Below are 7834 nucleotides of genomic sequence, written 5' to 3' on the forward strand. Positions count from 1 at the left end.
CTCTGTTTTCTCAGTTGCTTTAGGCTCGGCCGTGCGAAATTCGCGAGCGGCGTGCCAGCGAGTCGACGATGACGGCGACGGCAAGGACAGCGCCGGTGATCATGTATCGAAGTGACGATGACAGATCGAGAAGCGTCAGCCCGCTGGCAATCGACTGAATGACGATGATGCCGAGAAGGGCTGAATAGGCACTGCCTCGCCCGCCAAACAGGCTCGTGCCGCCGATAACTGCTGCGGCGATGGCATTGAGATTGACGTCGCCGGTGCCGGCTTGCTGACTTGCCGTCGCCAGCCGTGCGGCGGAGAGAACGCCGCCGGTTGCCGCAAGCAGAGCGCACATGACGAAAGCGCTCGTATAGATGCGCGAGACGTTGATGCCGGAACGACGGGCGGCCTCCCTGTTGCCGCCGACGGCATGCATCGAGCGTCCCCATTTGGTGCGCGTCAGCGCATAATTCATCGCGCTGGTGAGCCCGACGAAAAGGCCGAACATCCACGGAATGCCGCGCGACTGGTTAAGATAGAACGCGACAGCTTCCAGGGCGAGTGTGATGATGACGGCGCGTAGAAGCAGCCCGCGGGCCGATTTCGCTGACAGGCCGGCCGCCCGCCGGCGCGCCGAGGTGCGGTAGCTAGCGAAGAAGAAGGCAATGCCGGCAAGTGCCACCAGCAGATAGGCGATCGGGTCCGGCATGACCATGATCTGACCGAAACTCACGAGCCAGGAACCATAGGGAAGATTGATCGAACCGGTCGCTCCGAGGATATAGAGCTGCAGGCCGAGAACCGCGAGCAGCCCGGACAGCGTCGACACGAAGCTCGGCATGCCGAAGCGGTTGAAGAGAAATGCGTAGAGCGAGCCGATCAGGACGCCGACGATCATGGCGGCGAGGACCGCGAGAACCACCGGCCAGCCCTGGTTGACCCAGAAGACGCCGACCAGTGCCGAGGCGAAGCCGCTGACGGAGCCGACGGAAAGGTCGATCTCACCCACCATCAGGATGCAGACGATGCCGAGTGAGATGACACCGACCGTCGAGCAGTCGAACAGCATGTTGACGAGGTTGCTGCTCGAGAGAAACACCGGATTGAGCGCCTGGAACACCGTCCAGATGATCGCCAGGCCGACAATGACCGGCAGCGAACCGAGATCGCCTGAGCGGATGCGATCCCCAAAGGCGCGGATCGAGCCGGTAAGGCTATCGTCATGGCGCACTCTTTCGTCACTTCGGTCAAGAAGCGCAGGTGCCGCCGGCTCATTCTGGATGGTCTTCATCATGGCCTGCCCTCCTCGTTCTGTTGGCTTTGCGCCTGGCGGCGCGACGCGCGGCGGGAGACGGAATTGTTGGATGCACCGGTGATGGCGCTGACGAGCTGCTCATTGGATGCGTCGGGCAGCATGGTGCCGTTGTTGCGGCCGAGCCGAAGGACGACAATTCGGTCCGCGACGGCACGAACATCCTCCATATTGTGGCTGATCATGATGACGGCGAGGCCGCGCTCACGCACGCGCTCGATGAGGTCGAGCACCTCGGCGGTCTGGGCAACGCCCAGCGCAGCTGTGGGTTCGTCGAGCATGATAAGTTTCGGCTCGAGCAGCAGCGATCGGGCGATCGCGACCGTCTGGCGCTGTCCGCCGGAGAGCGAGGCAACAGGTTCGCGCACGCTCGGAATGCGGGCCGAGAGCTCGTTCAAGAGCTTCCAGGCGGCAATCTCCATCGCAACCTCATCCAGCTGAAATGGGTTGAGTTCCTTGCCGAGGAAGATATTGGCGACGACGTCCAGATTTTCGCAAAGCGCCAGATCCTGGAAGACGGTTGCGATGCCGAGGTCGAGCGCAGCACTTGGGCTCGACAGGTTGGCCGGCTTGCTTTCGAAGAAGATCGTGCCCGAACTTGGCTGATGCACGCCGGCCAGGATCTTGACCAGCGTCGATTTGCCAGCGCCGTTGTCGCCCACCAGCGCCACCACCTCGCCGGCATACACGTCGAGGTCGATATCGGTGAGCGCCGACACTGCCCCGAAGTTCTTCGATATTCCACGCAGACTGAGGACAGGCTGACGGGAAGGGTCAGGAGTATGAGAGGTTTCAGACATCGCCTGGCCTTTCGAAAAAGGAAAAATCGGAAGCGCGACCGGTGGTCCGGCCGCGCATTCCCTTGGCTCTATTATTTGGTGATGCCGAGCTTCTTGCAGCCGTCGGCATAGCGGCCGGTGCACAGTTCCTCGGCGGTGTTGATCTTCTTGTCGATGATCTCGGCCTTGAGGTTTTCAGCAGTAACGACGGCAGGGACGAAGAGCTGCGCCGGCGTGTCGTAGAGCGTCATTTCGGCCTTGATCGTTTCTCCGGCCAGAAGCTTCACGGCGACGTCGGCAGCGGCAGCGGCGACGATTTCGCTCGGCTTTGAAATCGTATTGTACTGATCCCCTGCGATGATCAGCTGTAGTGCCGCGATCGTCGCATCATTGCCGGTGACCGGCGGCACCGGATCGACACCTGCTGCCTTGAAGGCTGCGATGGCGCCACCCCCAGTGCCGTCATTGGCAGCGACCACGCCGACGATCTGTTTGCCGAAACGGGTGATCTGGCCGCCCGCCCATTGCTGGGCGTTCGCGGGCTGCCAGTTCGGCGTGTCAAATTCGGCAAGCGTCTTGTAACCGCCGCTCGCCAGACCCTCGTGAATGCCGTCCTTGATCAGCCCGGCAGCCGCATCGGTCGGCGAACCATTGATCTGCAGGATGCCGCCGCCATCGGTCGGCACGTTCTGCGCCTTCAGATGCTGGACGAGCGATTCCGCAATTGCCTTGCCGATCGCCTTGTTGTCGAAGGAGACGTAAAAATCGGCCTTGCCTTTCGGGATCGGGCGGTCATAGGCAATGACCTTGACGCCCTGGCTCTGTGCAAGCTGGACGAGCGATGCGGCGGCCGCCGAATCCACCGGGTCCAACACGATGACCTTGGCGCCTTGCGTGATGGCCGAATTGAACTGTTGCTGTTGTTTTGCGATATCGGCATCGGCGTTCTGATAGAGAACCTTGCACGACGCACAAAGCTTCTTCATTTCCGCGACGAAGCCCGGGTGGTCGTGCTCCTCGTAGCGGGTCGATCCCTGGTCGGGCATGAGGAATGCCACTGTCGCATCCGCAACGGCGGTTTGCGCAAAGGCGGAAGTACCACCAAGCAAGGACAGGACAAATACCGCGGCGCCTGCCGCCTTTGTTGAGAATTTCATCATTTCCATCTCCTCCCGTTGAAAAAATTGTGTGTGATCGCACTGTTCTGCTGTGGCCGTTCGGCTGAAGGAACGGTCGCGCCTGCCCCGGCGGTTTGACGTTTTTGAGGACAAGCATTTCCAATCGCGAGCCGCTCATCGCGTGCCCCCGTTCAAGTCAGTGTCAGTATTGGTTCCTCCTCCTCGTCCTCCCTCGTCCTTTGGACGTGCTCGTTCGGCTCCTCTAGGCCGCCTTTGCCACGTTGATATTGTCGCCCAACAACCGCCTGAAGCGAGAAGGCGTCATGCCCTTTTCCGCGAGAAACTGCCGGTTGAAGTTGGACAGATTGTTGAAGCCGACCTCGAAGCAGATATCGGTGATCGATGCGTGGTCATCGCTCATCAGGATCTGGCAGGCGAGATTGATGCGCAGGCGTTTCACATACTGTACCAGCGACATGCCGGTATGGCGGCGGAATGCGCGCGAAAAGGCGCCGGTCGACTGGTCAGCAATCGTCGCCAGATCGGCTTCGTCGAAGGATTTCGTCAGGTTCTCTCTGATATAGGCGAGCGCCTTGTTGATGCCGGCAGACATGTAGCCAGATGGATCGGGCAGATAGCTCGGGCTGGCGAGAAGCTGGGAATCCTGCGCCCGGCTGAGCAGGCCGACGATCATCATGAACAGCTCGATACGACGCACACCGTGTGCCTGCTGCACCTCGTTCATCAGGGGAGCCACCTGCCGGCTGGTATCGGCGCCGAAGAGCACGCCGCGCCGCGAGGCTTCAAGAACCGGATCGAAGGGCCCGAGTTCGGCCAGCACCTTCATAGTACCGCTGATGAAATTCTCGCTGAACTGGATGAGCTGGCATCGAAGCGGAATGCTCGATCCTTTCGGGACATCGCTGATCCAGTTATGGGGAAGATTAGGTCCGGCAAGCACAAGGTTGCCCGGTTCAAATTCGCCGATGAAGTCGCCGACGAAATAGCGTCCCGTCGTCGCCACGACGAGATGAAGTTCGTATTCCGGATGAAAATGCCAGCGAACCGTATGGTAGGGATAGCCATGCGCCTTCGTCGCGAAAGATTCGCCGGGCCGGATCTGAACCACTTCCAAGTCGGGTTCCATTGTTTCCTCCTCCAAGGACGGTTCCAGGCCGTTCGCCAAATTCCCTTTTTGGCTTTTATTATTAAGGAGAGTGTAATGGTCTCGTGTCGTGCCCGCCACCACGATTCCCGGGTAAAACCGATACTTTTTTGACAATTGACACTGCGCACCCGGTGTAAAGACGACAGCAATCCGCATGCACATCGTCCAACGGTGTACCTCAGGCGGCCAAGGCGGCAATCACGTTTCTGACCAGCGCAGAAGAGGACAGCCGGCTCGTGGCGCAGCTGGGAGCGCCGATCGCGCCGACACGCACGGAAACGCCACCACGCGCATTGGCGATCGCAAACATCGACTCGTCGGTCAGATCATCGCCAATGGTAATCGGCGAGCGGTTCTTGAACGGGTCGGACTGGAAGAACCGCTCCAGCGCATCGCCCTTGCTCGACCGTGCCGGGCGCAGCTCGAATACCATCTTGCCGAGCTGCAATGCCCAGTTCGGCCCGGCTAGCTCCGCATAGTGGTGCATGCGGTCTTCGAGCACCTTTTCATATTCCGGCGCCAGCCGGTAGTGGGCGGCAACGGCCGCGCCCTTGTCCTCGATCAGGACGCCAGGGTAGTGCTCGGCTTCAGCGGTCAGCGCATGTTTCAACGCCTGAAACTCAGGTGTCGCCTCGAGCGTCTGCATTCCGGCGGCGTTTCTGATTTCGGCGCCGTGCAGGCCTGCTGTCGGAAATGCAAAGGGTTTGAACAGCGCGTCTGCATAAGCAAGAGACCGTCCGGTGACCAGCGCCAAGGCGCCGCCGAGCTTGTTCGACAGGCGATGAAGTTGTCCAGGAAGCGCCTCTGGAACCTCTATCGCATCCGGTGTGGGTGCAAGATTGAGCAGCGTTCCGTCGATATCGAGAAACATTGCCCAGCGGTCCGGTTCCTCCAAGACCAGTGAAAGCATTTCCTGTGTAGCGGCATCGTCCTGCACGGCATTCTCCAAACTCTGCAATCATTGAAGCTAGGTCGCCAACCGGCAAGGGCAAGGTGATTTTTCAGAGTCCGGAACATCCAGAGGATAGTTCGCGTTGTATCTCGCCGCCCGTTCGAGCACTCGCGCCGTAGAAGGTACATTGATGGCCAAAAGCAGTTCCGATCCCCGTGATGAGATCAATGCCCCGTTGGCACATGGCGCTTTAAACCTGCCATTGGTAACGATCGACGATTACAATAACGAACTGCGTGACAAGGATGGTTTCGTTGGCGACAACGCCAACAAAAAGACGTTCCAACAAAAGCTCGACGATTGGAGAAAACGCATCCGCAAGGTTGGAGACGACCCGATCGGCAAGACCGCGACGGAGAAGCTCTCGAAGAAAAAAATCGACGCTATTTTGAAGGGCGATGATTTGGCGGCGGCGGCGGTGGTCATGGGGGCAGTGGAGGATTTTGCACAAGACTTTGCCGATGTGATAGGCAAGTTTCTCAAGGACAAACGTTGGGGAAAGACAGAACGCATCGTCGTTGGCGGCGGCTTCCGTCGGAGCCACTTTGGCGAACTGACAATCGCCAGGACCATGGTCATTCTCAACGCGGCCGGCGTCGACGTCGAAGTCGTGCCGATTGTTCACCACCCCGATGAGGCCGGACTGATCGGGGCGGTTCACCTGATGCCGCGCTGGATGTTTAAAGGTCACGAGGCGATCCTCGCCGTCGATATCGGCGGCACGAACGTTCGCGCCGGCGTCGTTAAATTCGGAAAGGACGACGTGCCGAATTTCGCGGATGCAAGCGTCTGGGAATCCACCATCTGGCGTCATGCCGACGATGAGCCAAGCCGCACCGCCACGATCGAAAGGTTGGCGGCGATGTTGCGGGATCTGATCGGCAAGGCCGAGAAGGCCAATCTCAAGCCAGCGCCGATCATCGGGATCGCATGCCCCGGCATCATCAAAGCCGATGGTTCAATCGAACGTGGCGGACAAAACCTGCCGGGCGGAAACTGGGAGAGCGACAGTTTCAACCTTCCCGCCGCACTGATGAAGGCCATTCCTGAGATCGGCGACGACAGCACATTCGTGATGATGCACAACGATGCAGTCGTGCAGGGATTGTCGCAGATCCCTTTTATGAGCGACGTGTCGAGATGGGCTGTGCTGACCATAGGCACGGGGTTGGGCAATGCGCACTTTACCAATCGCGAGGGCACGAAGGTGCGATAGTGGAATGCCTGCCTCGCGCCACTCTACGTAAGGAACGCTGGATCGGCCGCGATGCTTGCCATCCGCGATGGGGTTTTGCCGCCGGCGTGCCGCGTTATGGTAAATAGCAGGTAAACAAGAAGGAATTCCGTGGACGGAAGCGAACTCGCCAATAAGTTCCGCTAGAAGACGGCGGCTTTGCCAACTTGGAGGTGAGATCTGGTTGCCCGGGCTACCCAATAACGTCAGCAATATCTCGGTACGATTGCTGCGAGCACTGTCGATGATACTCGCCGAAACCTGATTCGCCTAGCATGCGCTGTATTCATCGTGGCGGTTGATGACAGCCTGGGATGTCTGCAACCCTGTTCGCGCTCAACCCGGCACGTGACTAGACTGGTGCCATTGACCTGGCCTGGCGATTATCGGATCTGCGTACAAACGAACCGGAACCCCTTGACGCCAGCCGCTCCCAGTATCTCCCTGACTTCGATCGGCACGAAAATTCGGGCTGCGGGTCCCCTCCCCCGTTGGTCCGCAGCAGCACCCTTGCCTGTGGTAAAACCCAAATCGCAGTCTCCAAATTCTGGCGATGCCGCATGATCCGAGATAGCCCAGTTCGCCGGTGCCGATAAGATGGGGCCTTTCGCATGTCAGGCCGCTCCTGCGCGCCACTCTTCTATCCTTGCGCGGGGAAGAGACCCGAGCGGCGAGCGTCGCCGCCAAAGGCCGCGTTTCGGATCGGCGCTTGAAGATGGGGCTCTCCCCTCCCCTTCGCGCGTGCTTGGAAAAGATGGTGATAACGCCGGCTGGCGGTTCTCGGCGGCTTCAAATTGCGCTTATCTCCAAGGCTTCACGCAATCGATGCGCAGACGAAAGATGGATCATGAATTTCAAGGGAATAAGCGCTCCGCTCAATGCTGGCCGTCTGGAACAAATGCTCGGCCTTGCGCAGCCACGGCGCGAGGCCGCAACCCAGGACACAAATGACAAGTCCGCCGGCAACGAACCTGTCCGCGGGATGGAAACCGAAAGCCTGTGCCGTTCATCTGCCTATAAATGAGAAACGGATTGTCTGGTCCGACGTGCTCAAGCAGTGGATGTTGTTTTCCGGTGAGTCGGCAACTGCGTTAGCGTCTGGCATCGACGGGTGCGGGCACCGCCGCCATTGTCAGCTGACAATTGAGCTAAGATTCCGGAATTCCACATGATTTTTTCGTTGAATCCTGTCTGTTATCCATTGGCTAACCAAGAAATCGCTTGACGGAGTCGGCAGACTCACGATCATTTGCGCAAAATGACCCGATTTATCAGGATTTGCGTGA

The 7834-nt window shown here is 59.2% G+C and carries 7 protein-coding genes; 2 read left to right on the forward strand and 5 right to left on the reverse strand.

Annotated elements, in window-relative coordinates; genetic code table 11:
- Positions 1–19: 19 nt before the first annotated feature.
- From AC244Q_RS37015 to otsB, 5 genes are all read right to left on the reverse strand, one after another.
- Entirely contained in the window at positions 20–1279 is a 1260-nt protein-coding gene (locus AC244Q_RS37015; RefSeq protein ID WP_012760607.1) for a sugar ABC transporter permease, read from the reverse strand.
- Positions 1276–2097: an ATP-binding cassette domain-containing protein gene (locus AC244Q_RS37020; RefSeq protein ID WP_012760606.1), complete on the reverse strand. Its 822-nt coding sequence runs from the start codon at positions 2095–2097 to the stop codon at positions 1276–1278. The genes AC244Q_RS37015 and AC244Q_RS37020 overlap by 4 nt, the downstream gene beginning before the upstream one ends.
- Before the next feature lie 71 nt (positions 2098–2168).
- Complete coding sequence (locus tag AC244Q_RS37025; RefSeq protein ID WP_017997565.1) at positions 2169–3242, reverse strand: ABC transporter substrate-binding protein; 1074 nt, start codon at positions 3240–3242, stop codon at positions 2169–2171.
- Positions 3243–3456: 214 nt separating this feature from the next.
- Positions 3457–4341 (reverse strand): helix-turn-helix domain-containing protein, encoded by an 885-nt coding sequence (locus tag AC244Q_RS37030; RefSeq protein ID WP_012760604.1) that lies wholly within the window; start codon positions 4339–4341, stop codon positions 3457–3459.
- 199 nt (positions 4342–4540) lie between these two features.
- On the reverse strand, positions 4541–5320 hold the full coding sequence (otsB, locus tag AC244Q_RS37035; RefSeq protein WP_206615926.1) for a trehalose-phosphatase: 780 nt from the start codon (positions 5318–5320) through the stop codon (positions 4541–4543).
- A gap of 124 nt (positions 5321–5444) precedes the next feature.
- Here otsB and AC244Q_RS37040 point away from each other — a divergent pair, with 124 nt between their 5' ends.
- Together AC244Q_RS37040 and AC244Q_RS37045 are read left to right on the forward strand one after the other, a co-directional pair.
- Positions 5445–6530, forward strand: coding sequence for an ROK family protein (locus AC244Q_RS37040; protein WP_128406756.1), 1086 nt, complete (start codon positions 5445–5447; stop codon positions 6528–6530).
- Between the two features lie 865 nt (positions 6531–7395).
- Entirely contained in the window at positions 7396–7572 is a 177-nt protein-coding gene (locus tag AC244Q_RS37045; RefSeq protein ID WP_164902320.1) for a hypothetical protein, read from the forward strand.
- Positions 7573–7834 lie beyond the last annotated feature (262 nt).

It is taken from the genome of Rhizobium sp. CB2179, from assembly GCF_057653455.1.